This is a genomic window from Pseudoalteromonas sp. SR45-5, from assembly GCF_014163565.1.
GTDB classification, from domain to species: domain Bacteria; phylum Pseudomonadota; class Gammaproteobacteria; order Enterobacterales; family Alteromonadaceae; genus Pseudoalteromonas; species Pseudoalteromonas distincta.
Genome location: NZ_JACJDN010000006.1, coordinates 1 through 24119, shown reverse-complemented (window position 1 = coordinate 24119; position 24119 = coordinate 1). Strand labels below are relative to the sequence as shown.

Annotated in this window: 22 protein-coding genes; 9 read left to right on the top strand and 13 right to left on the bottom strand. The window is 38.3% G+C overall.

Annotated features, from left to right (window positions below):
* The first annotated feature begins 233 nt into the window (after positions 1-233).
* Both H5072_RS00725 and H5072_RS00720 read left to right on the top strand, forming a co-directional pair.
* Positions 234-2279 (top strand): EAL domain-containing protein, encoded by a 2046-nt coding sequence (locus tag H5072_RS00725; RefSeq protein WP_310735864.1) that lies wholly within the window; start codon positions 234-236, stop codon positions 2277-2279.
* 98 nt (positions 2280-2377) lie between these two features.
* Complete coding sequence (locus H5072_RS00720) at positions 2378-4549, top strand: S46 family peptidase (protein ID WP_182692380.1); 2172 nt, start codon at positions 2378-2380, stop codon at positions 4547-4549.
* Positions 4550-4654: 105 nt separating this feature from the next.
* On the opposite strand, the gene map is transcribed toward H5072_RS00720, so the two are convergent.
* Positions 4655-5431: a type I methionyl aminopeptidase gene (map, locus tag H5072_RS00715; protein ID WP_182692379.1), complete on the bottom strand. Its 777-nt coding sequence runs from the start codon at positions 5429-5431 to the stop codon at positions 4655-4657.
* The gene (locus tag H5072_RS00710; RefSeq protein WP_024596935.1) at positions 5424-5630 is read right to left on the bottom strand and encodes a ParD-like family protein; all 207 of its coding nucleotides are present in this window, start codon (positions 5628-5630) and stop codon (positions 5424-5426) included. The genes map and H5072_RS00710 overlap by 8 nt, the downstream gene beginning before the upstream one ends.
* A gap of 204 nt (positions 5631-5834) precedes the next feature.
* Here H5072_RS00710 and H5072_RS00705 point away from each other — a divergent pair, with 204 nt between their 5' ends.
* The 5 genes from H5072_RS00705 to gntR all read left to right on the top strand — a co-directional run bounded on the left by H5072_RS00705 (position 5835) and on the right by gntR (position 13406).
* Positions 5835-8354 carry a bifunctional diguanylate cyclase/phosphodiesterase gene (locus H5072_RS00705; RefSeq protein WP_220488472.1) on the top strand — a complete coding sequence of 840 codons (2520 nt, stop codon included), beginning with the start codon at positions 5835-5837 and terminating at the stop codon, positions 8352-8354.
* Between the two features lie 308 nt (positions 8355-8662).
* On the top strand, positions 8663-9934 hold the full coding sequence (locus H5072_RS00700) for an O-acetylhomoserine aminocarboxypropyltransferase/cysteine synthase family protein (protein WP_182692378.1): 1272 nt from the start codon (positions 8663-8665) through the stop codon (positions 9932-9934).
* Between the two features lie 258 nt (positions 9935-10192).
* On the top strand, positions 10193-10573 hold the full coding sequence (locus tag H5072_RS00695) for a BlaI/MecI/CopY family transcriptional regulator (protein ID WP_182692377.1): 381 nt from the start codon (positions 10193-10195) through the stop codon (positions 10571-10573).
* An 11-nt stretch (positions 10574-10584) separates the two neighbouring features.
* Positions 10585-12201 (top strand): M56 family metallopeptidase, encoded by a 1617-nt coding sequence (locus H5072_RS00690; RefSeq protein ID WP_182692376.1) that lies wholly within the window; start codon positions 10585-10587, stop codon positions 12199-12201.
* Between the two features lie 194 nt (positions 12202-12395).
* Positions 12396-13406, top strand: coding sequence for a gluconate operon transcriptional repressor GntR (gene gntR / locus H5072_RS00685; protein ID WP_182692375.1), 1011 nt, complete (start codon positions 12396-12398; stop codon positions 13404-13406).
* 109 nt (positions 13407-13515) lie between these two features.
* Here gntR and gntU read toward each other — a convergent pair whose 3' ends face one another.
* Positions 13516-14859: a gluconate transporter gene (gene gntU / locus H5072_RS00680; protein ID WP_004586388.1), complete on the bottom strand. Its 1344-nt coding sequence runs from the start codon at positions 14857-14859 to the stop codon at positions 13516-13518.
* 150 nt (positions 14860-15009) lie between these two features.
* On the opposite strand from gntU, the gene H5072_RS00675 reads away from it, so the two are divergent.
* A complete protein-coding gene (locus H5072_RS00675; RefSeq protein ID WP_024597355.1) occupies positions 15010-15558 on the top strand; it encodes a gluconokinase in 549 nt (182 codons plus the stop codon).
* Between the two features lie 40 nt (positions 15559-15598).
* On the opposite strand, the gene H5072_RS00670 is transcribed toward H5072_RS00675, so the two are convergent.
* The 10 genes from H5072_RS00670 to hisG all read right to left on the bottom strand — a co-directional run bounded on the left by H5072_RS00670 (position 15599) and on the right by hisG (position 23519).
* Complete coding sequence (locus H5072_RS00670; protein ID WP_002960277.1) at positions 15599-15787, bottom strand: DUF1289 domain-containing protein; 189 nt, start codon at positions 15785-15787, stop codon at positions 15599-15601.
* A 2-nt stretch (positions 15788-15789) separates the two neighbouring features.
* Entirely contained in the window at positions 15790-16326 is a 537-nt protein-coding gene (locus H5072_RS00665; RefSeq protein WP_182692374.1) for a hypothetical protein, read from the bottom strand.
* Positions 16327-16434: 108 nt separating this feature from the next.
* On the bottom strand, positions 16435-17049 hold the full coding sequence (hisIE, locus tag H5072_RS00660) for a bifunctional phosphoribosyl-AMP cyclohydrolase/phosphoribosyl-ATP diphosphatase HisIE (protein WP_007376299.1): 615 nt from the start codon (positions 17047-17049) through the stop codon (positions 16435-16437).
* A complete protein-coding gene (gene hisF, locus H5072_RS00655) occupies positions 17040-17819 on the bottom strand; it encodes an imidazole glycerol phosphate synthase subunit HisF (RefSeq protein ID WP_002960269.1) in 780 nt (259 codons plus the stop codon). The genes hisIE and hisF overlap by 10 nt, the downstream gene beginning before the upstream one ends.
* On the bottom strand, positions 17801-18535 hold the full coding sequence (locus H5072_RS00650; protein ID WP_182692373.1) for a 1-(5-phosphoribosyl)-5-[(5-phosphoribosylamino)methylideneamino] imidazole-4-carboxamide isomerase: 735 nt from the start codon (positions 18533-18535) through the stop codon (positions 17801-17803). Before H5072_RS00650 ends, hisF begins: the two co-directional genes overlap by 19 nt.
* Positions 18536-18568: 33 nt before the next feature.
* Positions 18569-19159 carry an imidazole glycerol phosphate synthase subunit HisH gene (gene hisH / locus H5072_RS00645; RefSeq protein ID WP_002960265.1) on the bottom strand — a complete coding sequence of 197 codons (591 nt, stop codon included), beginning with the start codon at positions 19157-19159 and terminating at the stop codon, positions 18569-18571.
* The gene (gene hisB / locus H5072_RS00640; RefSeq protein WP_182692372.1) at positions 19156-20217 is read right to left on the bottom strand and encodes a bifunctional histidinol-phosphatase/imidazoleglycerol-phosphate dehydratase HisB; all 1062 of its coding nucleotides are present in this window, start codon (positions 20215-20217) and stop codon (positions 19156-19158) included. The genes hisH and hisB overlap by 4 nt, the downstream gene beginning before the upstream one ends.
* A complete protein-coding gene (hisC, locus tag H5072_RS00635) occupies positions 20214-21323 on the bottom strand; it encodes a histidinol-phosphate transaminase (RefSeq protein ID WP_182692371.1) in 1110 nt (369 codons plus the stop codon). Before hisC ends, hisB begins: the two co-directional genes overlap by 4 nt.
* Positions 21313-22614, bottom strand: a complete 1302-nt coding sequence (gene hisD, locus H5072_RS00630; RefSeq protein WP_024597350.1) for a histidinol dehydrogenase — start codon at positions 22612-22614, stop codon at positions 21313-21315. Before hisD ends, hisC begins: the two co-directional genes overlap by 11 nt.
* A gap of 5 nt (positions 22615-22619) precedes the next feature.
* Positions 22620-23519, bottom strand: a complete 900-nt coding sequence (gene hisG / locus H5072_RS00625) for an ATP phosphoribosyltransferase (RefSeq protein WP_002960257.1) — start codon at positions 23517-23519, stop codon at positions 22620-22622.
* 419 nt (positions 23520-23938) lie between these two features.
* On the opposite strand from hisG, the gene H5072_RS00620 reads away from it, so the two are divergent.
* Positions 23939-24119 (top strand): hypothetical protein (locus H5072_RS00620; protein WP_182692370.1); only part of this gene is annotated, 181 nt, incomplete at its 3' end.

Genomic DNA, 24119 nt, shown 5'->3' with positions numbered 1-24119 from the left:
AAAAAAATAAATTCAGTTTTTATAGAGTTTAAATACAGTTAACAATTATTAAAAAAGAGCTTCGGCTCTTTTTTTGTTTTGTATAATGGCGTATATAATGTACATGGAAATTTAATATTAAAATTAAATTTAATTATTATTTGGTATTTTTATTACTAAATAAAATTACTTATGGATATAGCCTCAAAATGAAATTAGACGACGTTGCTTCAGACTTAACCAACTAATTTGTAATTAACGACTATTTGCACCAGTTATTTGATGCGGTAAATGTAATTTCTGTTCAAGGTTATGACAATGAGCGTCGTGTTATTTATTGGAATGAAGGCAGTGTGCGACTTTACGGATACACCAAAGAAGAGGCCATAGGGCAAAAAATAGAAGACCTTATAATTCCAGAATCAATGTGTGAATTTGTAATTGACGCACACAGTGATTGGGTAGAAAAAGACATAGAAATTCCAGCATCCGAAATTACCCTAAAAGGTAAAGATGGCGAAAGTGTATCTGTTTTTTCTAGCCATGTTATGCTTACAAATCAATATAATACAAAACAAATGTATTGCATTGATATTGACTTATCTGAGGTTAAAAAGGCACAAGCAGATGCATCATTTAATGAGGATATGCTAAAAACTATTTTTGAGGCAATTCCTGACTTATTTGTCTTGATGGAAAATGATGGAACTATTATTGAGTATCATGCCAGTAATGAAACAGATCTCTACACCAAGCCCAAGCAATTTATTGGTAAAAAAATGGGAGATGTACTCCCGCGCGCTGTAGCCAAAAAATTTGAAACCTATATCAGCCTTGTATTAGAAAAAGAGCAGATGATGAGCTTTAAATACGAGCTAGCTTTGCCCCATGGGCTCGTTTTTTTTGAAGCAAGAATAAATAAAATAACAGAACATAACCAGTTAATGGTTATTATTCGAGATATTACAGAACAGCATAAATCAGATGAACTAATTAGACATCAAGCGTATTACGATAGTCTAACTTTACTCCCAAATCGTTTTTTAGCACTTGATCGTTTGTCGCAATTACTTATTGAAGCACAAAGAAATAACGAAAAAGCTGCGGTACTGTTTTTGGACTTAGATGATTTTAAAAAAATAAATGATTCGTTAGGCCATGAAACAGGAGACAAACTTTTAATTGAATCAGCGCAAAGGCTGCAAGAGGCACTGCGAAAAGACGACACGGTAGGGCGCCTAGGTGGAGATGAGTTTATCGTATTGTTACGCGGTATAACTGATCACCATGCAGCGCTAAAAATTACTGAAAAACTGGTCAATAACTTTAGAGCCCCTTTTAAAATTGAGGGCCGGGAACATATACTAACAGCGAGTATTGGTGTAGCCATATACCCAGAAAATGGTACAACTGTTGCTGATTTATTACGAAATGCTGACACTGCAATGTATCAAGCAAAATCATATGGTCGTAATACTTATTCATTTTTTACTAAAAAGATGAATGTAATTATTCAGCGCCGACTAGTAATAGAAGAGCAGATGCGTGGCGCCCTTGAACGTAATGAATTTGAGTTATTCTACCAGCCCCAATTTGACGCCAAAAATAAACACATAATTGGCGCAGAAGCGTTATTACGCTGGCATAACCCTGAGTTAGGGAATGTAACACCCGATGAATTTATTCCGATTGCGGAAAATACAGGATTAATTGTATCTATTGGTAAATTTGTAATTAGCCAAGCATTAGATTTTTTAAATGAGTGGCAAAGCACCTGTGAATGCGAACAAAAATATACAATGGCTGTTAACTTATCGCCTCGCCAATTTAGAGACGTAGGGCTGCTCAGTTTTATTCAAAACTCATTGAGTGAAGCAAACGTAAATCCTGAAAGTTTAGAGCTTGAAATAACTGAGGGAGTATTGATGAGTTGCCACACTAATGTTGTTGATATATTGACTGAAATAACAGCATTAGGCATTAACTTATCAATGGATGACTTTGGTACAGGTTATTCATCATTAAGTTATTTGAGGGAGTATCCGTTTAATGCACTTAAAATAGATAGAAGTTTTATTGACGGTATTGTACTAAACAATGAAGATTGTAATCTCGTAAAGGCAATTATTGCCATGTCGCACAGTTTAGGGCTGACAGTGGTAGCCGAAGGCGTAGAAACAAAAGAGCAGCATACTTTGTTGAACAAATTAGACTGTGATTTTATGCAAGGCTTCTATTTTAGTAGACCCATACCAGCAAAACAGTTTCTTGATTTTTCGATGAATTTTGATAAAAAGTAAGATCAAATACTCGATTGTAACAATTCATTGCACGGCTATTGACCTCATTAGCTACTGACGAGTAACCTGTTATAGAAACAAATAAAAAGGATTCTATAATGCGTTTAAAACCTCTTGTAGCTACATTAGCAGCCACATTTTCTTTATCACTTTCAAGTAGTGCCATAGCCGACGAAGGCATGTGGCAACCACACCAACTTCCAGAGTTAGAATCAATTTTAAAAGCCAAAGGGCTTGAAATTGATGTTGAATCTATTTCTAAATTAACCGAATTCCCAATGAATGCGGTAATTAGCCTAGGTGGCTGTACAGCATCGTTTGTATCGCCTAAGGGTTTAGTTGTGTCAAACCATCACTGTGTTTATGGCTCGGTGCAATACAATTCAACACCTGAAAACAACATATTAGAAAATGGCTTTTTAGCTAAAAGCCCTGCTGAGGACTTACCAGCAGCGCCGGGTTCACGCGTATACGTCACAGAAACAGTTACTAATGTGACTGACAAAGTTAGTAAAGGTATTGAAGAACTAAGCGGTAAAGCACGCTACGACGCAATAGTAAAAAATGAAAAAGCGCTAGTAGCCCAGTGTGAAGCCGACGAAAGCTACCGTTGTAATGTGTATTCGTTTCATGGTGGTTTAGAGTTTTACCTAATTAAGTCACTTGAAATTAAAGACGTACGTTTATCTTACGCACCAGCTATGGGCGTAGGTAAATACGGTGGCGATATAGATAACTGGATGTGGCCGCGCCACACAGGCGACTTTGGTTTTTACCGCGCTTATGTAGGCAAAGATGGAAAACCAGCTGAGTACAGTGAAGACAACGTACCTTACGTACCAGACTCTTACCTAAAAGTAAGTGCCAAAGGCGTGCAAGAAGGCGACTTTGTAATGGTTTCAGGCTACCCAGGGCGTACTAACCGCTACCGTATAGCAACAGAGGTAGATAACGTATTTAACGACAGCTACCCTAAAGCACGCGTTCATAACTCAAAATACGTGTCGCTTATTGAAGAAAACTCAGAAGACGGCAGTAAAGCGCGTATTGCTTACGAAAGCACCATTGCAGGTTATAACAACTATATTAAAAACTATGGTTCGATGATCGAAAGCTTCAAAAAAGGCACTATGCTTGAGCGCAAAAAACAGTTTGAGAAAGAGTTAACACAATGGATCAATAGCGATAGTGAGCGTAAAGAGCAATACGGAAGCGTATTAGGTGAGCTATCTGAGCTAATTGCACAATCACAAGAGCACAGTGAACGCGACCGTATGTTAGGTTATGTACATCGCTCACAAATGATCAGCACAGCACGACGTTTATACCGCCTAGCTTACGAAAAACAAAAGCCAAATAGCGAACGTGAATCTGGTTATCAAGAACGTGACTTACCTCGCATTAAAGCAGGGCTTGAGCGCATGACGCGCCGTTATGATAGCAAAGTAGACAAAGCTATTTTACTGCACTTTTTAGAGCTGTATGCAGCACTTCCAAAAGAAGAGCGTTTTAGCGAGGTTGATAACGTATTTAAAGTACAAAATGGGTTTGATAAAGCAACCCAAAGCGCGTTACTTGATAGCATGTATGAACAGTCAAGACTTGATAATGCCACTGTTCGCAATTCATTATTTGAACAATCGTTTAGCCAGCTAAATCAAAGCCAAGACCCATTTGTGCAGTACGCTAAAGCAATCTTTAAAGTAATGAAAGTAGAGGAAGATAAATCAAAAGCACTTGCAGGTAAATTACAAGCAGCTCGCCCAGAGTTAATGAGCGCAATCATTGCGTTTAACAAAGCTAAAAACAAGCCTGTATACGCCGATGCCAACAGCACATTACGAGTAACCTATGGCACCGTAGGCGGCTACTCACCTCAAGATGGCTTGGTAGCAACACCTTTTACCTCGCTTGAAGGGTTACTAGCTAAAAACACCGATGTTGACCCATTTAATGCACCTAAAAAGTTACAAGAGCAAATTAAAGCCAAGCTTTATGGTGATTACACGGGTGGCATGAATACAGTACCCGTTAACTTCTTATCAAATGTAGACACTACAGGTGGTAACTCAGGTTCGCCAACACTTAACGGTAAAGCAGAGCTTGTTGGTTTACTGTTTGACGGTGTTTACGAAAGTATTATTGGTGATTGGGATTACAACCCTGAGCTTAATCGCTCAATCCACGTTGATTCACGCTACATGCTTTGGGTAATGGATAAAGTAGATAATGCACAAAACTTGTTAGACGAAATGACAATCGTAAAATAAGTAATTAGTGAGATAACAGAAGGGCGCTTACCGTAAAGGAAGCGCCTTTTTTATTAATCATAATGGGTTACGGTTTGTATACGTCAGTAGCATAACTTAGTTTTGCTAAGCACGCTTCTCTTCATCGCGAAGTGTTAAAACTTCGAAGCCCGTTTCTGTTACTAGAACGGTATGTTCCCACTGAGCAGAAAGTTTCTTGTCTTTTGTTACGACTGTCCATCCATCTTTTTTAGTTTTTACCTTCTTGGAACCTTGGTTGATCATAGGCTCTATAGTAAAGGTCATACCTGCTTCAAGCACTAACCCTGTATGAGGTTTACCATAATGCAAAACTTGCGGCTCTTCATGCATTTCTTTACCAATACCATGACCGCAATATTCACGTACTACACTATAACCAGAAGATTCAGCGTGCTTTTGAATAGCATAGCCAATATCACCAAGCGTTGCTTTTGGCTTTACCACCTTAATACCTTCCCACATAGCATCATAAGTCGTTTTAACCAATCGTTTGGCTTCTGAGCTTGTCGCTGCAAAAGTATACATTTTACTTGAATCACTGATATAACCATTTTTCTCTAAGGTAATATCAATATTTAAAATATCTTTGTTTTTTAATTTATAAATATTATTGGGTACACCATGGCACACTACGTCATTAACAGATGAGTTCAATGAATACCGATAGCCATATTGGCCTTTACTGGCAGGACGAGCATGTAACACATTGGTAATATAGCTTTCTACTTTAGTGTCTATATCTAACGTAGTTATGCCCTCGCAAATAAAATCATCAAGCATTTTAAATACCTGAGCTAAAAGCTTTCCTGATTCTCTCATGAGCCCAATTTCTGCATCAGTCTTTATTGTTGCTTTACTCATGCAAAAGATCCTGAATAGTAAGCTTTTCTTTTATGAGTTGTTTTTTAATTATTTCATGGTAGGTAAGTGTCGGATTTAACTCAGCAAGCATGCCTATTTTAATCCAAAACTCTGCTTGTGAATTGATAGATCTGGACATGATATTACTCGATTTTCTAATTTCTTCATGCAGCCCATCTGATATTTTCACTATTCCCATTATATATACCGTATATGATTCATGCATGTATCATATATAATGAAAACATGGATGTCAACTTGGAGGTCTTACAATCAAAAGTGTATTTCTCGGCCACTTCACAAGAAAAATGATTAATAAGCAATGCTTTATGTTTGCATTGAATTATATAAGTAATCCTTTTAAACTGCATTGGGGCAGCTGATAAATTTAATGGGTTATGATATGAGATTGAATGTGACAAGAAGTGCGACTAGTATTTTATATAGCGCTATTTTGTATTTTCACTGTATTATTTTTGCACTAGGAATGGTTGAATCTACTTTTTCTGGGTATGAATTAATGAAGGTGATAAGCCCCACGACGGCAATAATTTCACTGTTAATTGCAGGCGTTTTAGCAACCATAAAAAAAGTAAGTCTATATACAAAGAAGTATTGCATCGCAATAGCTACAGTTGCTGCATTGTGTTTTCTATTTATTCAGTTTTCTTTTTTATTTCATATGCAGGTTAATTTCGATCAGGGAAGCCTTGATAACAACCCATTTACTTTATCATTGTACGCCATTTTTATGTTTACTTGTTTTTCAGCAATTACTATCAAAGCTTTTCATAAAAATATAAAAATAAATGAAATGAAAAAAATAAAATTAGTCGTATTTATAGTTGTATTAATCGGTTCAACTGTGTGGCATCAGTCATCTTTGAATCTAGTCAGAACCCAAGATGCTAATGCAAGAGAAAAAATACACTTATTAGAAACAATGATAAACCGCTCTTTGGCTTCACAGAAAAAAGCTCTAGCTAGAATAAAGACTAGAGTAGAAAAAGTTAGTTTTGAAGATTTTATGCGTCTAATTAATATAGACTCAAAAAATTACATTAGTGATTATAATATAATCAAAGGTGTTTTAGTTCTTGATAATGAATTAAATTATATTTCAGGCGATAATTTTTCTAGCAGTTTTTACTTAAATGGAATGCTAGAAAAACCTACAATAAAATCATGGCTTAAAAGAGATAAAGAGGAAGTTCAATTTGCAGCTAACTCATTAACTCTAGACTCCGATATACCAATTTTAATGTTTTTAGCCCCTGTTAAACTTGCGAATCAAAGTCGTTTTTATATATTAAATTTACTAGATATGAACTTATTATTAGAGAAAAGTTATTTAAAATATCTTAGTCGGTATGATACATATTTAGAATTAACTCCAAATGTATACTTTTCAGTAGACTATAAAAATAAAACTCAGTCTGATTTAAACAAGCTAACTAGCCGTTATAACCATTTTATCACTGAAAAAATAAATGTGATGGGTTTAGTTGAACATAATGTCTATACCTTTATCAATGACTATGAAGCAATACACATTGATACCATAATTGATCAATTAATATTATGGTTTACGTTTCTATTTATATTTATTTTTGTACTGGTAGCTGATTCATCAAGAGCCTTAGAGTTTAGTACAAAGCATGATGAATTAACTGGTTTACTGAGATTGAAAGCTTTGGAAGAAGAGTTTCTGCAGCTTAGCTCGGTTAGAGGATATAGTAATTTTGCAACTGTAATAGTTAAACTAGATTTTTATGAAGAGATACATAACTCTTTAGGTTATGAAATCAGTGATAAAATTCTGAAAAAAGCTTCTGAAAGAATAAGTATAAATGTTGACAACCGAGTATTAATTTCTAAGGGAATTAACGATAGCTTTGTTTTATATTTTACAGATACTACACCAGCTATCCTTGAGCAAAAAATTGAGGCTCTAATACTCGATTTATCTAAAGCGTACTGTATAGACACATTTGACTTCAATCTTACTGCAAGTGCTGGAGTGGTATTTTATCAAACCCCCGAATTATTTAATTTTAAGCTTAACCTTCAGCAAGCAAATATAGCCCTTGAAAAATCTACAGAGCTTGGAGGGAATCAAATACACTTTTATCAACAAATAATGGATGATAAACACAGCGAAAAAATTATTATCCGAAATAATTTACACACGGCTCTAAAAAACAACGAATTAGAAGTGTTCTACCAACCTATACATAACTTGAATGGGAACCAAATTGTAGGTGTTGAAGCGCTAGTTAGGTGGTGTTGTAACGGTGAATGGATCTCTCCGGCAAAATTTATCCCTGTAGCAGAAACTACGGGTCAAATAGTTCAAGTAGGTAAACAAGTTTTAAATCAAGTCCTCCACGATATAAAAAAACATTCGCAACTGCAAAATATAACCGTAGCAGTTAATTTTTCAACCAAGCAGATTATTAAAGACAATTTTTCTATCGACTTACTCCATTTACTTACTCAAAATAACATCACATATAAAAATTTCACTGTTGAAGTCACTGAGTCCTCCTTTCAAGAAAAGACATCTATAGAGAAAACATTACTTGAATTAATTAATTCAGGTTTGAATGTTGCTATAGACGATTTTGGGACTGGTTTTTCAAGTTTGTCATATCTTGCTAATCAGCCCGCGAACATTATTAAAATTGATCGAGAGTTTACTCTTGGAGCGGATAAAGATACGAAAGAACGAAAGCTTTTAGATACCATTATCAAAGTTTGTTATGACTTAGGCAAAAAAGTGGTAGTAGAGGGGGTAGAAGATGAAAAGCTAATTACACACTTATCTAGATATAAAGGTATTAGGATTCAAGGATACTTTTTCTCAAAGCCGCTTCCTGTTGACCAACTTATTGAATATATTCGAGCCATACAATACAAATAATATTAGTAATTTATGTTGTCCTCTAAAGTTTCTAATACATATTTCGATTAAGCTTGTTTTATTTAGTGCTTAATACTAATTCATTAAATATAACCTTAAAATAACTTACTACCTAATGGAAGAACACAGCCATATAAAGTTTTTTTATATGGTTTTTCTAAAAAGTTCAAAAGAACATAATCCTTGAACTCATAGCTATTAACCGCCTTAACTTAAATCAAATCACCTAACAGCCTTTAATATATTTCATGTGCATTTTATAACCAAGAAGTGCTAGCTTAGTGGTAAATTAATTGAAGGAAATAATTATGAAATTAGAGTCATTAGCACTGCACCACGGTTACGAATCTGAGCCTACGACCAAATCGGCAGCCGTGCCTATTTATCACACTTCTTCTTATACATTTGATAACACGCAGCATGGTGCTGATTTATTCGATTTAAAAGTACCTGGAAATATTTACACCCGCATAATGAACCCAACCAATGCCGTACTTGAACAACGTATTGCCGCGATGGAAGGGGGCATTGGTGGGCTGGCTGTTGCCTCTGGGATGGCTGCTATTACGTATGCTATTCAATGTTTGTGTGAAGTCGGTACTAATATTGTAAGCACCAGCCAAGTATATGGTGGCACGTATAACTTATTTGCTCATACACTACCTAGGCAAGGTATTGAAGCACGCATGATTAAAGCCGATGACTTTACCGCTTTCGAGAATGCAATTGACGACAACACTCGCGCTGTTTTTTGTGAATCTATTGGTAATCCGGCAGGTAATATTGTTGATATTGAACGTTTAGCACGTATTGCACACAGCAAAGGTGTGCCGCTTATTGTTGATAATACCGTGGCTACGCCGTATTTATGCCGCCCATTTGAGCTGGGCGCCGATATAGTGGTTCACTCACTTACAAAGTATATAAATGGGCACGGTACTGCTATTGGCGGCATGATTGTCGACTCAGGTAAATTTGATTGGAAAGCGAATGCCACGCGCTTTGCAATGATGAACGAGCCCGATCCGTCGTATCACAACGTGGTGTATACCGAAGCCTTTGCTGAAGCTGCATTTATTGGACGTTGTAGAGTAGTGCCACTTAGAAATACTGGCGCAGCGCTTGCGCCTAAAAACGCATCTGACATTTTAATCGGCCTTGAAACCTTAGGTTTAAGAATGGATCGCCACTGCGAGAATGCACAGCAGCTAGCTGAGTATTTAGAAAATCATCCAAAAGTGCTTTGGGTTAATTACGCAGGGCTTAAATCAAGCCCGTATAACGAAATGAGCCAAAAAATTACCAGTGGTAAATCATCGGGTATTTTAAGCTTTGGTATTGCTGGTGGCCTAGAAGCGGGTACTCGTTTTATTGATGCGCTAAACATGATTTTACGCTTAGTTAATATTGGCGATGCCAAGTCGCTTGCGTGCCATCCTGCGTCAACTACACACCGCCAATTAAATGATGAAGAGCTTGCTAATGCGGCTGTAAGTCGCGATTTAATTCGTTTATCGGTTGGTATTGAGAACATTGCAGACATAATTGCTGATGTAAGCCAAGCGCTCGATAAAGCATAGTTACCTCACTACCTTTCATAAAAAACTTTAAAGCATAAAAAGCGTTAGTTGAAAATAAACTATCGTTTTTTATGTTTTTCTAAAATCTATTAATAAGTATACCTCTTTATTTTATCTACCTTTTTTATAAAACCTTCCTAAGGCTTTTATATTTTTACCGCTTGTTTTTTATTCACATGTCAATTTTGTATTGACACTAAGATTACTTACTACTACATTTGTAACAGTACCACTACAAGTGTAGTAATAGGAGCGACAATGAAACTTAGTGATTTTGAAATGGATATTATGCAGCTGCTCTGGCAGGAAGAACCCTGTACCGCGAGTCAACTACATAAGGTGCTTTTAGCTGATAAGCAAAAAGATAAAAAAGTAGCCTATACAACAGTTAAAACTATTGTAGATAGGTTAGAACACAAAGGAGCGATTGAGCGTTGTGGACATGAAGGACGAGCTATTATTTTTAGAACAATCGTTACTCAAGACACATTATCGGAGCAAGCTATGCCTAGTTTTATGCAACGATTTTTTAAAGGTAATTCTCGTAGTTTAATTGCCCACTTTATCAAAGAAGAAAAGCTAAATGATGAAGATATAGAATATTTACAAACGCTTTTAAAAAATAAAAAGTTAGATTAAAGGAGAGGGTAATGACGGATTATTTACTAACTTGCACACTTATTAGCTTATGTATTTTGCTTACAGTAAAAGGGCTAAAAAATGCCCCAGCACGATTAAACTTTTACATTTTAATGATTGCCTTGGCATGTTGGTTTGTCCCTTGGCAATATTTTTCCCAGTTATCCTTATTTGAAGGGGCAAATCGTTACACATTCAACGTGGCGCAATTGATTCCCAATGTTAAAGCATTAATACCAAATGCTGAACAAGTAGCAACTAAGGACGAATTACAAAGCGATATGAGTATATGGGACTTATTGCCATCACTTAGTAATGTTTTTATGGTTTTAGTTTTAGCTGGTTTTGGATTGTTTTCATTACGCATGAGCCTTTATGTAAAGCTTATAAAAAACTTATACATTAACTCAAAGCCAAGTCCTGAACTTAAACACATTAACAATCAGTATCCAATTAGACTAACAACCCATACAGAGCCTGCTTTTGCTACCGGGTTAATAAAGCCTGTTATTTGGCTAGAGTCGACGATGGTAAATCGTGAAGAATTAGATTCAGTCATTCAACACGAGGTAACTCATTTACAACAAGGTGATATTTATTGGACGTGGCTTATTTGTTTTATAGAAAGCGTTTTTTGGTGGAATCCTATTTGCTTAAAGTTAACTGGTTTAGCAAAAGAGCAACTCGAACTTAGCTGTGATGAGTTGTGTATGCAAAAGCTAAAAGGTAAATACCAATTGGATTTAGCCAGTTTATTGCTACAAGAGCAAAGTGCTAAAAGCTCGCCTAACTTTTTTACCCCCCCACTTTTGAATATTGCTCATTCTAAGAGTTTTAATATTCAGAGGATCAAAATGTTAAACAAGGAAAAAACAATGAAAAGTAAATATTTGGTTATGGTTGCGGCGGCAATGTCTTTTAGTGCTTTAGCTGCAGCGCAAATTGTAGATGGTAGTTCAGATAACAAGCAGCCAAGTAATAATACGTCTCAGGCTCCTGTTAAAAGTGAAGAATATAAACAACAACTTGCACAGCTTCTAAAAAGTGCTGCTGGGGCAAAAAGTGATACCCCTGAACTGTTAAACCAAGCTGCGCAAGGCATACAACAATGGCACTTAAATAGAGATAAACTTGCTGGTTTTGAAGAAGCTGAAATTAAACTACAAAGCTTTAGGCTGCTAGATCACGTTTACTCTAAACTTGAGCAATATGAAGATATACTGAGTGCTTACGAAAAATGGTATGAGCCTGGTAGTAACCCGCCTTACTTTTTAAAAAATTCACTAGCAACCGCGTATATACAGCTAGGGCGTTATGAGCTTGCTGTTGCAGAGCTTGAAGATTTATCAAAACAGCTTGAAGGGAAGCTACATGTTGGCTCTGCTGATAACTTAGCACTGGCATACATTTACCTTGATGATTACGATAAAGCGTTAAAAACCCTAGAGAAGGTTGATGCAAAAGACGATGTATACGGAAATATCCTTAAATATTATGTTTATGATAAACAAAATAACCGTAAAAAGATGGATGAAATCAAAAGTAAAATCCCAGAAGCATTTGCAGTTACCCCCGCGTTATTACCACAAAGCGGCCTACCTGGTTCGCAATTGTTGAGATTGCTATAAGTTTTCAATTACGATGAGGCTCGGAGTATCTGAGCCTCTGTTTATGTTATTGGTACAAATACAGTAAAATAGGTCTAGATTATTTAAATCTCTTGGGTAATCGCTTAGCGATAACCTAAATAAAAATGGCTAAAAGTAGTGATTTTTCACAATAGTTGGTATGTTACAAGTAACATTTTATTTAATTGTGTGTGATGAAAAAAAACAAGCGTTCTTCTCTTCAAGATATTGCCGATGCGGTTGGTGTAACCAAAATGACGGTGAGTCGTTATTTACGTAATCCCGAAAAAGTATCAGAGTCTACTCGCACTAAAATTAGTGCAGCTATTGATACGCTAGGTTACATTGCAAATAAAGCCCCTGATTTACTCTCTAATGCTAAAAGCTACTCTATTGGTGTACTAGTCCCATCGTTAACGAACCACGTATTTGCTCAAGTTATAAAAGGTATTGAAGACGTAACAGGGCCTGCAGGATATCAAACAATGTTAGCCCATTATGGTTACAACCCTGAAATTGAAGAAAAACGGGTTGAGTATCTATTGTCGTATCACGTTGATGGTTTAATTTTATCAGAAACCACACACACAGACAGAACGCTAAAAATGATTGAAACGTCAGGCGTACCTGTGATTGAAATAATGGATACTCATCACTCTCCTATGCAGCAAGCGATTGGTTTTGATAACGTTAAAGCCGCTTTTGATATGACGACGGCACTTTTAAATAAAGACTATCGCAATATTGTTTATATAGGTGCAAGGCTCGATGTACGAACACGCCTAAAATTTCAAGGTTATTCAGATGCTATGTTAGCTAAAGGCTTTACGCCTAAAAGTGTGATGACTGATCAAGCTTCATCTTATAGTTTAGGCGCTGAACTTTTACAAAAAGCGCGTACTGACTACCCAAATACTGACTGTTTGTTTTGTACTAATGATGATTTAGCGATTGGGGCTATTTTTGAATGCCAGCGAAACAACATTTTAGTGCCTAGCCAAATGGGGGTTGTGGGTTTTCATGGCCATGATATTGGCCAGGCAATGGTGCCTCAATTAGCAAGTGTGATCACCCCTCGTTATCAGATAGGTAATGTTGCGGGAAGAGAGTTGTTGAGCCGGATTGATTCCGATTTAGATACTAGCATTAATTATAAGCAAGTAATTGATACTGGTTATATAGTTCATCTAGGTGAAAGTGTTTAAATACTCTAATTATATGAGCCTAATTACCTGTGCCTAATTACCTGAGCCTAAATAACAAAAGGCTCAGGTAATTTTTATATGTGTGATGATAACTCTACATACTGTAATTTTACAAAAACAGAGAAATAATCATAGCGACAAGTGCGCCAACAGTACCAATAATGGTTTCCATTACTGTCCATGTTTTAAGAGTTTGCATTTCGCTCAAACCGAGATAGCGACTCGCTAACCAAAATCCTGAGTCGTTTACATGGGAGAGCACAATAGAGCCCCCACCAATAGCGATAGTGACAGCGGCAAGCTGCGCTCCATCAAGGCCCAAAGGCTGAAGCATTGGAATAATTAAGCCACACGCTGTAAGCATAGCTACAGTCGCAGAGCCTTGAATAACCCGCACAGCGGCTGATAATACAAAAGCGAGTATTACAATCGGTAATCCTGAGCCAGCTAAGTAATTACCTAGTGCAGTACCTACTCCTGAATCAACTAATACTTGTTTAAATACCCCACCGGCACCAGTGACAAGAATAATAATTCCTGCAGGTTGTAACGCACTACCACAAATTTCCATGATTCTAGCATTAGGGACACCGCGCCTTGCGCCGAGCAAATAAAATGCCATTAGGCAAGCAACTAAAATTGCTGTAAATGGATGACCTATAAAGGCTAACCAATTATATAAATCAGAGTCTTTTTCAACAAAGCGGCTACCAATAGTATTTAAACTAATCATAATTAACGGCAGAGCAATTAAACCTAATGCTAATCCAAAACTAGGCGTCCCTTTACCAACTCTTTGGTTATCGTCGATTTGTTCGTGCTGTGGGAGTTCTACATGTATAGATTTAGAAATAATAGAGCCCCAAATTGGACCTCCTATAATCATTGCCGGTATGGCAGCAATAAGGCCAAATAAAATCATATAACCATAGTCAGCGCCTAATTGAGAGGCAACCAAAATCGGCCCTGGCGCAGGAATAAGAAACGCCTGACAAGACGCTATCCCAGCAAGTAGCCCAATACCAATTTTAACAACGCTGCCACCGCCTTTTCGTACCACAGCAAAAACAATACCGATTAAAAGTACAACGGCTACATCAAAAAAGAGGGGGAGGGCACAAATAAAGCCCGTAAAGGTAAGCGCCCAATTAGCGTTTTTTTCTCCAAAACGGTGTAAAAGTGTGTGGGCAATGCGATCCAGCGCGCCGGTTTCTTCCATTACTTTGCCAAACATGGCGCCTAAAGCGACCACCACCGCTACAAAGCCTAGTGTTCCGGCCATTCCTTTTTGAATTGTAGCGGCAATTATTTCTGGGCTCATTCCTGAGAATAATCCTGCAATCATAGAAACAAGGATCAAAGAGACGACAGCATGTAGTCGTACTTTCATTACTAAAAAAAGCAATAAAAATATGGAGCCTACCGCTGTTAGTATTAATGATAAATCTGACATTTTTCCCTACTTATATTCAGTGTGAATTATGATGTTTAGTGTGTGTTTAACTTCACTTTCGTATTTGTTACGCGTAACATGTTACCCGTAACTCAATATAATATATACATTGAAAATAATTAATTATTAAATTAAGGCGAGGGTAAATACATGAGTAACACAAATGTAGGTCGTATTTATATTGTAATGGGGGTTTCAAGCACAGGAAAGTCAAGTGTGGGTGATGCATTAGCAAAGCGCATTGGCGCTAAATTTATCGACGGAGACGACTTACATCCCAAGGCTAATATATTAAAGATGTCATCTGGGCAGCCTTTAAATGATGCTGATCGTGTGCCTTGGCTCGAAAGAATACGTGATGCTGCATTTAGCATTGAAAAGAAAAATGAAGTCGCGGTAATAGTCTGCTCAGCATTAAAAAAGAAATACCGAGAACAAATATGTGATGGAAATACAGGCATTACCTTTTTACATCTTTTTGGTGATTTTGAGCTGGTTAAAAGCCGTATGCAGGACAGAAAAGGGCATTTTATGCCTGTTGATTTACTCAAAAGCCAATTTGAAGCGCTAGAAGTTCCAAAAGAAGATGAGCCCAATGTTATAAATATAGATATTAATAACTCATTTGAGCAAGTAGTCGAAAGCTGTATTAGCGCAACTAAAATGAATAGCCACAACAAGTTAAAAGTTTTTAGTTAATCAATTAACTGTTACTTTTAACATTTAGGGGCTTTATTTGTTATGAGTTAGCGTCTGCTCGTGGTGTTTCTAAAATCGCTTTTTTTTCATCTTCAGATAATATTATCCAATCAAAAATTTCTTCGTTGGTACGCCCACACCCGGTGCAGTAACCGCTGCGCCTTTCGCATATTCCTAGGCAATCAGTTTTAAATTTAGATGGTTTTTTGTTTTGATTTAATTGGCGCATTATTAAAGTCCTAACGGTGGAGCAATTTCAAAGCGAGTAGAAAACCCATTACCTTCTTGATTGGTAGCAAGTGTAATGACAGGGGTTTTAGTATCAAGTACAAAGGTGCTGTAAATTGAACTTGCTGTTTCTTTTTGGCTTTCCAACCAACCTGTTTTGGTTAAGCATTGGCGCAATTGCTTAGCCAGTTTTTGATGAGACTTTATTGTTTGCGTTTGTGTTTTAACAGGTGTTTGGCATTGGTAGCTTGCTAGCTCTGACTTATTTAAAGTAACTGTACAGTTTGCTCCAATTATATGAGTATTAGTACGCCATTGATTAGTAAACTGGTTATTTACTTTATCTGTTTTGATTGAATTAAAACCAGACTCATAACCATTTATTAGGTTATTTATGGTGCTGCATTCATCGGGTGTTACTGTGGTTTTTACAGACTGATTCGTTGTAGTAGTGGTTGCTGTAGTTGTCGTCTGATTAGTTTTGCTGGTACAGCCCGCTAAAATAAACGCGACAATAGAAGGAGTAATATAGTTTTTCATAGTTCACAGTAACCGATTAATTTAGCCACGCACTATATCACACGTGATTTACTGTAAAAATAAAAAAGCCCATATAAATATGAGCTTCTTTGTTAGTCACAACTAATGCTATTTATGGCGACCTTGCAAGCATTTAACTACATCTTCAAGGGCTAAGCCTTGGCGTTGTAGTAATACAGTCAGGTGATAAATTAAATCAGCAGACTCGTTTGTTAGCTCATCGTTATCGTGTTTCATAGCGGCAAGGGCAACTTCTACGCCTTCTTCACCTACTTTTTGACAACTACGGCTTAAGTCTTTTGCAAATAATGACGCTGTGTAGCTTTTTTCAGGGTCGTCATTTTTACGCGCAACAATCACATCTTCTAACTGTGCTAAAAAGCTTAAACTTGGTTTTGCTTCATCACCAAAACAGCTTTGTGTACCTAAGTGACACGTTGGGCCTTCTGGGTTGGCAAGTACTAAAATTGAATCGTAGTCACAATCTGTATGCACAGATACTACGTTTAAGTAGTTTTCTGATGACTCGCCTTTAGTCCATAAACGCGATTTTGAACGCGAGTAAAACGTTACCTTATTGGTATCAAGCGTAACAGCGAGTGCTTCGCTGTTCATAAAGCCTTGCATTAAAATAACACCAGAGCGGGCATCTTGAATAATCGCAGGGATCATGTCACTTTTAGCGAAATCGACCTGAGCTTGGTTTTGTTGTGTTACTTGCATAATCTTGCTGCCACTTGGTTATCTGTTAAAAATTGTTTTAGTTCGCCAATGTTAATCACATTTTTATGAAAAACGCTGGCAGCTAATGCACCATCTACTTTGCTTTGTTTAAATACATCAACAAAATCTTGCATACTACCCGCACCGCCAGAGGCGATTAAAGGAATGTCACACAGCTCGCGAATTTTACTTAGTTGCTCGTTGTCGTAACCGTTACGAACGCCATCTTGGTTCATACAGTTTAATACAATTTCGCCTGCGCCTAGGTCTTGTACGCGTTTAACCCATTCTTGTGTTTTATAGCGCGTACGGCTTGATGCATTAGGATCGCCGGTTAATTGGTAAACTAAATACTCGCCGGTAATTTCATCAAAAAAGCTGTCAATGCCGACTACAACACATTGCTTACCAAACTCATCGTGTAATTCTTTAATAAGTTCAGGACGCGCAATAGCAGGGCTGTTAATGCTTATTTTGTCTGCGCCGCGCTCAAGTACCCGCGCTGCATCAGCCACTGATTTAATACCGCCCGCTACACAAAATGGAATATCGATATTACGTGCAATGCTCTCTACCCAGTTTACATCAAGTAGGCGTTTTTCAACGCTTGCGCTGATTTCGTAAAAAACCAGTTCATCGGCGCCAGCTTCGCTGTAGGCTTTAGCCATTGTTAAAATATCGCCAACTATTTCATGGCCTTTAAATTTTACGCCTTTAACTACTTGGCCGTCTTTAACGTCTAAACACGGGATTATGCGTTTTGATAACATGCCAGTGCCTCCTCAACGCTAAATGCGCCATCAAGCAATGATTTACCTAAAATAACGCCGCCCACACCAAGCTCTTTAAGCTTTTTAATGTCATCTAGTGAGCTTACGCCACCTGAGGCTTGCACTTTAATTGTGCTGTTATGGCGAGTTAAATCTTCGTAAAGCTCAAACGATGGACCCGTCATGGTGCCATCTTTACTGATGTCCGTGCATAAAAAATCAATAACACCTAAGCTTACATAAAAATCTACCAGCTCAAGTAAACCAAATTCAGATTCACTTAACCAACCGTGCGTTGCTGGTGCCCAGCCCGTGGCTGTTTTATTTACATCAAGAGCAATTACAAAATGCTCTGCGCCAAATAGCTCAATCCAGGCTTTTACTTGTTCGCGTTTTTCTACTGCCATTGAACCAATAACAACTTGGTTTGCACCGGCTTTTAGCCAATCACTTACATCTTGCTCTGAGCGAATACCGCCGCCCACTTGGTACGGTACGTTAAGTGCTTTGGTTGCAGCTTGAATATGTTTCCACTGTTTTTTACTTGGATCGCGTGCACCTTCTAAATCAACAAGGTGTAACTTGCCTGCGCCACTGTCGGCGTATTCTTTTAAACGCGCACCAAGTTCGAAAGGGTAAAACTGTGCTGTGTCGTATTTACCTTGGTACAAGCGCACAATTTGATTTTGTAATACGTCTAATGCTGGAATAATCACAAATAATCTCTTTTTTGTTAGTTAATGGGCAGCTTATAACTGCCAATCAACAAAATTTTGTAATAAACGTGCGCCAACTTTTGCGCTGCGCTCTGGGTGAAATTGCATGCCTGCGTAATTGTCTTTAGCAACAATGGCTGAAAAGGTTTGACCATATTCGCCGCTCACTAGTGTGGCGTCGTTTACGGTGTGCGCAAAGCTGTGAACAAAATACACTTGCTCATCAAGCGTAAGCCCTTTAGTTAATGCATGCTCTTTGTTAACGCTTAAGTTATTCCAACCCATATGCGGCGACGTTAAATTGCCTACATCAAGCGCTTTTACTTGCCCTGGTATTTTACCTAGGCACTGTACGTTACCTTCTTCGGTGCTTTCGCACAGTAACTGCATACCTAAACAAATGCCCATAAGCGGGCGCTGGTATTCATTTATAGCTTGTTGCCAGCCGTTATCTACTAGGCGTTTCATAGCAACCGACGCGTGACCTACACCTGGCAATATAGCGCGCTCAAAACCCGCTAATTGCTCTGGTGAAGTAATTACTGTTGGCGTTTGGCCTAAGCGTTCAAACGCAAAGCGTACTGAATTTATATTGGCACAACCGGTATTAATTATGGCAATCATAAACATCCCTTAGAGCTGGCTGTTTGTTGGGTCGTGTCTTGTGCCACTGCTATACGAAGAGCACGTGAAAACGCTTTAAATAAGCCTTCTACTTGGTGATGACAGTTACCGTCGCTTACCGATAAAATAAGGCTAATAGCGGCGTTATCACTTAAGCTTTTGAAAAAGTGCTCAACCATTTGCACGTCTAAGTCGCCTGCTTTTTCGCGGCTAAAGTTAGCGTTTAATACAAATGATGCACGGCCCGATAAATCAATTTGTGCTTCAGCTTTACACTCGTCCATAGGAAGGGCAAAACCATAGCGTGCAATTTGCGATTTAGTGCCAAGCGCTTGTTTAAGTGCGACACCAAGAGCAATACCAATGTCTTCAACAAGGTGGTGCTCGTCTATGTGTAAATCGCCTTTGGCTTTAATGTTTAAACCAATGTTTGCGTGGGTGCGAATTTGATCAAGCATGTGATCAAAAAAGCCAAGTCCGGTGTCTATGCTGCCATTTTTAGTTTGATCTAAGTTTATGGCTACATCAATTTGGGTTTCTTTTGTGTTGCGTGTAACACGACCTTCGCGGTTTGCGGTAGTCAATTTTGTCACTATCGCACTCCAATCGCCGTCGTATAAAATACCTTCACAACATAAGTTTTGAGCAAGGCCAATATCGGTCTGGCGATCGCCAATAACAAAAGAGCGTGCTAAATCTACTTTGCCTGAGCGCATAAGCTCGGTAAGTAATCCGGTTTTAGGTTTACGGCAATCGCAGTTTTGCTCGTTAAAGTGAGGGCAAATTAATACTTCGTCAAAGCTAATGCCTTGGCTTTGCATTATGTCCATCATTTTGTCTTGTGCTATGTCAAAATCAGCAGTAGGAAAGCTATCTGTGCCTAAACCATCTTGGTTAGACACCATTACTAAACGGTAACCTGCGGCTTGTAATTGTAATAACGCAGGAATAACACCAGGTAAAAATGCTAGCTTTTCAAGGCTATCTACCTGTTTGTCGGTAATTGGCTCTTCAATAATAGTGCCGTCGCGGTCTATAAATAAATAGGGGTTACTCATGATACTTCGTTTCCTGCTAAAGATGCTGCGGTAGCCGGCGTTTGTAAGCCATCTAACCAAATTTTTACTTGTTCAAGTTCTTGTTCACTGCCAATTGAAATTCGTAGCCAGTCGTCTTCACCGTATAGTGTAAAAGCGCGCATAACCAAACCTTGCTCAAGTGCAATTTTAAAGTAGTTTTTATCGGCTAATTTTAAAGTAACAAAGTTACCTTCACCAGTGAGAATTTTTAATGCAGCAGGGGAGGCGTTTAGCCAATCTACCAACTTAGCTTTTAAGCTATTTAAAATAGTGACTTGGCGGCGCATTGATGTAATTGCATCGGGTGCAATTGCTTGCGCTGCAATACTTGCTACAACGCCTGATACCGGATACGGCGCAATGACTTTACGAATTGGCGCTAGTGTTGCTGCTTGTGCAAGCGTAAAGCCCGTTCTGAGCCCTGCTAGCGCAAAGGCTTTAGAAAGCGTACGCAAAACCACTACATTACTAAACTCATTAATAAGTTTAGTCGCGCTTTGCTCTGGGCAAAACTCTATATAGGCTTCGTCAACAATAACTAATGCTTTACCTGCAAGTGCTGTTGCAATCGCTTTTACTTTATCAAGTGGCGTTAAGCTGCCAGTTGGATTATTTGGGTTACAAATAAATACCAGCTTTGAGCTGCCAACAGCTGCAACTATTTCATCAACACTGCCACTTAATAATAATTCTTGTGTAAGCGCGTTAATACTAACGTTGTGTGTATCGGCGGTAACTTTGTACATACCGTAAGTTGGTAAAAATAGCGCAATACTATCTTTAGCTGGCTCACAGTATGTGCGCACTAAAAGCTCAATGCCTTCATCTGCGCCGCGCGTCATTAATACATTTTCGCTTTCAAGATCTGTATAAGCTGCGTACCTGTCAATAACCAGTTGCGGTTGTGGGTCGGGGTAGCGATTTAAATCCTCAATACTCAGTTCAAGATTTTTAGCATACGGGCTTTCGTTAGCATTTAGCCACGTAGTACCGGTTAGCTTTTCACTTTTTGCAGAGCTGTATGCAGCAAGGGCTGCAATATTCTTAGGTAATAAGCTAGACGCTTGTGCGCTCTCATTGCTCATTTTTAATTGCCTCTAAACGAATTGAAACCGCATTAGCGTGGGCATCAAGGCCTTCTGCATCTGCAAGTGGTAAAATTGCTTTTGAAAGCTGCGTTAAACCACTTTTAGTAATTGTTTGCACTGTGTATGTACGGAAAAAATCAAGCAAGTTTAAACTCGAGTAAGTTGCACTGTAACCATATGTTGGTAACACGTGGTTAGTACCCGATGCGTAATCGCCTGCAGATTCTGGTGTGTAGTCACCTACAAATACTGAGCCTGCATTTTTAACTTTATCTAGGTAAGGTGTTGCATCGCCTAGTTGTAAAATTAAGTGCTCTGGGCCGTATTGCGCCGATACGTCAAATGCTTGTTCAACTGAATCAACTAAAATAAGTGAAGAATTAGCGAGCGCTTGCTCGGCTGTTTCTTTGCGGCTCAAATTAGCTAATTGGCGTGTAAGTGCCTGCTGAGTTTGTTCTATAATACTTTCGCTGTTACATAATAAAATAACCTGCGAGTCTGCGCCGTGCTCTGCTTGTGAGAGTAAATCGGCGGCTATAAATTCTGGGTTTGCACGTTCATCTGCAATAACTAATACTTCAGAAGGACCTGCTGGCATATCAATTGCCATACCTGGGATAGTTTGCGCAACGAGCTGTTTAGCCATTGTTACGAAGCTATTACCTGGGCCAAAAATTTTGTTTACTTTAGGAACTGATTCGGTGCCATAAGCCATTGCTGCAATTGCGCCTGCGCCACCACTTTCTATCAAAGTAGTAATGCCACATAACTTAGCTGCATATAAAATAGCAGGGTTAATTGCTTTATCACCTTGTACCGGCGTAGCAAGTACAACGGTTTTAGCGCCGCTTAACTGTGCTAATACACCTTGCATAATAACCGACGATGGCAGCGGAGCACTGCCACCGGGTACATAAATACCGACTGCTTCGATGGCTTGATATTTCAGTTCACATACAACGCCTGGCTGGGTTGATAATTTAATATCTTTTGGCAACTGCGCTTCGTGAAAACGTTTAACATTTGCATAAGCGGTGTCAATTGCGTATTTAAGCTCTGCACTTAGTGCTTGCTCAGATGCGTTAATTTCATCTAGCGGTACGCGCAAACGTGGGTTAGCTCTATTATCAAACTCTTTGGCCATGCTAAGTAAGGCCTCATCGCCTTGCTCTTTTACATTAGCTAAAATAGTTTTGCATATTGCTTCAACCTTTGCGCTTACAGAAACTGCAGGGCGCATTAGCGCCGCTGCTTGTACTTGTGAAGATTCCTCATTCCAACGAAGCATGGTACTTACTCCATCATTTTTTCAATTGGCATAACTAAAATAGAGTTAGCGCCTAGGGCTTTTAACTGCTCCATTGTTTCCCAAAATAATGTTTCGCTGCTTACCATGTGCAGTGCTACGTATTCTTCATTACCCGCAAGGGCAAGTAGAGTCGGTTGACCAGAACCAGGTAAAATTTCACAAATTTCATCAAGTTTGTTTTTTGGTGCGTGTAGCATGATGTATTTGCTTTCTTTAGCTTGTCTAACACCACGTAGGCGCGGCATAAGCTTATTGATTAGTGCTAGTTTGTCAGCGTCTTGCAGATCTTTATTTTGAATTAAACATGCGTTTGATTCTAAAATTGTATCACCTTGAATTAAGCCGTTAGCTTCAAGTGTTGCGCCAGTAGATACTAAATCACAAATTGCATCAGATAAACCTGCACGTGGTGCTACTTCAACAGAGCCAGTAAGCATTACTGTACTTGCGTTGATGCCTTCGCGCTTTAACCACTGAGTTAAAATTTCTGGGTAGGTAGTTGCAATACGTTTGCCTTCAAACCAGCTCTTATCGCGAGCGCCTAGCTCTTGTGGCCAAGCAAGTGCAAGACGACAGTAACCAAAATCTAGTTTTGAAAGTTTGTTTACTTCGCTTGGAACACCTTGGCGTTCACGTTCTGCTTGAACTTCTACTAGTACGTTTTCGCCAACAATACCTAAATCACATACACCGTCCATTACTAAACCAGGAATATCGTCATCGCGCACACGTAGTACGTCAATTGGCATATTAGTTGAGTGTGCAATTAAGCGTTGTTCACGAAGGTTAAGTTTAACACCTAACTGTTTTAACAGATCTTGACAATCTTTAGATAGGCGGCCGCCTTTTTGGATGGCGATACGTAGACGATTTGTGTTACTCATTATTCATTTTCCTTTAATTTAAAAACTAAAAACCCCGAGGGGAACCTCAGGGCGAAAATGAATCAATGTTTTTTGAATCGCCAGAGGTTCCTTTTAGGAATAACCTCTCAGCGAAAGACCTGACAGGTTATTCCGGTGAATGGTGGTGATGATGTACTGTTGTCAGGTTTAAGCGCATTTTTTATCCTATTTAACTGCTCGTTGTTATAGTAACGTTCAGTTGTTATCTGTTTAAATAAATTTCGCATTCATAAAAACATAAACAGCCATATTATGGCAAGTTTTTTTTAGCTTAATTAAAGCATATCTTATAACTGTCGATAATATTAAGAAGGGAAGTGCATTTTTTGCATATATTTGTTTGTTTATTAGCCAAACCAAGCGTTTAGATAATTTAACAGTAAACTAAGGAAGTGTGTATGGATATCATGATTCCTTATTTAGGAAGAATAACCAGACTAGAAGTTGAGTCAAAAAGTGCTTTTCATATTGCGGGTGTGCAAAGTGGATCGGCCGCTGAAAAAGTTGAGCTAGAGAATAAAAAAAGGCGTGAGTTACAAAAAAAGAAAAAGCTCAATATGCTTGACGACCAAAATAGTA

Coding starts and splice junctions, on each gene's coding strand:
- H5072_RS00720 (WP_182692380.1), top strand. CDS start 2,378: ATGCGTTTAAAACCTCTTGTAGCTACATTAGCAGCCACATTTTCTTTA.
- map (WP_182692379.1), bottom strand. CDS start 5,431: ATGAGTAAAGCAACAATAAAGACTGATGCAGAAATTGGGCTCATGAGA.
- H5072_RS00710 (WP_024596935.1), bottom strand. CDS start 5,630: ATGGGAATAGTGAAAATATCAGATGGGCTGCATGAAGAAATTAGAAAA.
- H5072_RS00705 (WP_220488472.1), top strand. CDS start 5,835: ATGAGATTGAATGTGACAAGAAGTGCGACTAGTATTTTATATAGCGCT.
- H5072_RS00700 (WP_182692378.1), top strand. CDS start 8,663: ATGAAATTAGAGTCATTAGCACTGCACCACGGTTACGAATCTGAGCCT.
- H5072_RS00695 (WP_182692377.1), top strand. CDS start 10,193: ATGAAACTTAGTGATTTTGAAATGGATATTATGCAGCTGCTCTGGCAG.
- H5072_RS00690 (WP_182692376.1), top strand. CDS start 10,585: ATGACGGATTATTTACTAACTTGCACACTTATTAGCTTATGTATTTTG.
- gntR (WP_182692375.1), top strand. CDS start 12,396: ATGAAAAAAAACAAGCGTTCTTCTCTTCAAGATATTGCCGATGCGGTT.
- gntU (WP_004586388.1), bottom strand. CDS start 14,859: ATGTCAGATTTATCATTAATACTAACAGCGGTAGGCTCCATATTTTTA.
- H5072_RS00675 (WP_024597355.1), top strand. CDS start 15,010: ATGAGTAACACAAATGTAGGTCGTATTTATATTGTAATGGGGGTTTCA.
- H5072_RS00670 (WP_002960277.1), bottom strand. CDS start 15,787: ATGCGCCAATTAAATCAAAACAAAAAACCATCTAAATTTAAAACTGAT.
- H5072_RS00665 (WP_182692374.1), bottom strand. CDS start 16,326: ATGAAAAACTATATTACTCCTTCTATTGTCGCGTTTATTTTAGCGGGC.
- hisIE (WP_007376299.1), bottom strand. CDS start 17,049: ATGCAAGTAACACAACAAAACCAAGCTCAGGTCGATTTCGCTAAAAGT.
- hisF (WP_002960269.1), bottom strand. CDS start 17,819: ATGTTATCAAAACGCATAATCCCGTGTTTAGACGTTAAAGACGGCCAA.
- hisH (WP_002960265.1), bottom strand. CDS start 19,159: ATGATTGCCATAATTAATACCGGTTGTGCCAATATAAATTCAGTACGC.
- hisB (WP_182692372.1), bottom strand. CDS start 20,217: ATGAGTAACCCCTATTTATTTATAGACCGCGACGGCACTATTATTGAA.
- hisC (WP_182692371.1), bottom strand. CDS start 21,323: ATGAGCAATGAGAGCGCACAAGCGTCTAGCTTATTACCTAAGAATATT.
- hisD (WP_024597350.1), bottom strand. CDS start 22,614: ATGCTTCGTTGGAATGAGGAATCTTCACAAGTACAAGCAGCGGCGCTA.
- hisG (WP_002960257.1), bottom strand. CDS start 23,519: ATGAGTAACACAAATCGTCTACGTATCGCCATCCAAAAAGGCGGCCGC.